Annotated in this window: 1 protein-coding gene; it reads left to right on the forward strand. The window is 41.2% G+C overall.

Annotated elements, in window-relative coordinates; translation table 11 throughout:
- Positions 1–2,193: GbpC/Spa domain-containing protein (locus KZX55_RS09130; protein WP_282437552.1), on the forward strand; the 2,193-nt coding region annotated here is incomplete at both ends.

Raw genomic sequence — 2,193 nt, forward strand, 5'->3', positions numbered from 1 at the left:
ATAAAGCAGTAAAAGAAAACACTGCAAAGAATGCAGCGCTTCAAGCTGAAAATGAAGCGATTAAACAACGTAATGAAACTGCAAAAGCGACTTATGAAGCGGCAATGAAGCAGTATGAAGCAGATCTTGCAGCTGTTAAGAAAGCTAAGGCGGATAATGATGCTGATTATCAAGCTAAATTAGCAGCTTATCAGACAGAATTGGCTCGAGTTCAAAAGGCAAATGCGGAAGCTAAAGAGGCTTATGATAAAGCAGTAAAAGAAAACACAGCTAAAAATGCAGCCATTCAAGCTGAAAATGAAGCGATTAAGCAACGTAACGCCGCTGCAAAATCGACTTATGAAGCTGCGATGAAGAAATACGAAGCAGATTTGGCGGAAGTTAAACAAGCGAATGCAGCTAACGAAACAGACTACCAAACTAAGCTAGCAGCTTATCAGACAGAACTAGCTCGCGTTCAAAAAGCAAATACCGATGCAAAAGCAGCCTATGAAAAGGCTGTTGAAGACAATAAGGCAAAAAATGCAGCGATTAAAGCTGAGAATGAAGAAATCAAGCAACGCAACGCACAAGCTAAGGCTAACTATGAAGCTAAGCTATTAAAGTATCAGTCAGACCTTGCTAAATATCAAAAAGATTTAGCAGATTATCCAAGAAAATTGCAAGAGTATAAAGACGAACAAGCTGCTATAGCGGCTGCCCTTGCAAAACTTGAAAATCATAAAAACGAAGATGGTAACTTGACAGAGCCGTCTGCTCAAAGCTTAGTGTATGATTCAGAGCCAAATGCACAGTTATCATTGACAACAAATGGAAAAATGCTGAAAGCTTCTGCAGTTGATGAGGCCTTTAGTCATGATACAGCTCAATATTCTAAAAAGATTCTTCAGCCTGATAACCTTAATGTTAGTTACCTTCAACAAGCCGATGATGTGACTTCTTCCATGGAACTTTACGGCAATTTCGGGGCTAAGGCTGGTTGGACAACCACTGTCGGCAATAACACAGAGGTAAAATTTGCATCTGTCCTCTTGAAACGCGGTCAAAGCGTGACAGCTACCTATACAAATCTTGAAAAATCTTACTATAATGGTAAAAAGATTTCTAAGGTCGTCTTCAAGTATACACTTGATTCCGATTCAAAATTCAAAAATGTTGACAAGGCTTGGTTAGGTGTCTTTACCGATCCAACTCTAGGTGTCTTTGCTTCAGCCTATACTGGTGTAGCTGAAAAGGACACATCCATCTTTATTAAAAATGAATTCACCTTCTATGATGAAAATGATCAGCCAATTAATTTTGATAACGCCCTTCTTTCTGTAGCCTCACTTAACCGTGAGCACAACTCCATTGAAATGGCCAAGGATTATAGTGGTAAGTTTGTCAAAATCTCTGGCTCATCTATCGGTGAAAAGAATGGCATGATTTATGCTACTAAAACCTTGAACTTTAAACAAGGCGAAGGTGGATCTCGTTGGACCATGTATAAAAATAGTCAACCTGGTTCAGGTTGGGATTCATCAGATGCACCTAACTCTTGGTATGGAGCTGGTGCCATCCGTATGTCTGGTCCAAACAATAGCATAACAGTAGGGGCTATCTCTGCTACTCTAGTAATGCCTGAATCTGAAATGCCAGTTGTTTCTGGAAAAGATAATACCGAAGGTAAAAGACCAAACATTTGGTACTCACTCAATGGTAAGATTCGTGCGGTTAACGTTCCGAAAATTACTAAGGAAAAACCAACTCCACCAGTAGCGCCAACTGAACCACAAGCTCCTACTTATGAAGTGGAAAAACAATTGGAGCCAGCACCAGTAGTACCAACATATGAAAATGAGCCAACTCCACCAGTTAAAACTCCGGATCAACCAGAGCCATCAAAACCAGAAGAGCCAACATATGAGACAGAGAAGCCATTGGAGCCAGCACCAGTAGCACCAAGCTACGAAAATGAGCCAACTCCACCGGTAAAAACTCCAGATCAACCAGAGCCATCAAAACCAGAAGAGCCAACATATGAGACAGAGAAACCATTGGAACCTGCTCCAGTAGCACCAAGCTATGAAAATGAGCCAACTCCACCAGTTAAGACTCCAGATCAACCAGAGCCATCAAAACCAGAAGAGCCAAATTATGATCCATTGCCAACTCCGCCGGTAGCACCAACTCCTAAGCAGTTGCCAACACCAC

The sequence above is a fragment of the Streptococcus halitosis genome, assembly GCF_023147855.1.
Taxonomy (GTDB): Bacteria; Bacillota; Bacilli; order Lactobacillales; family Streptococcaceae; genus Streptococcus; species Streptococcus halitosis_B.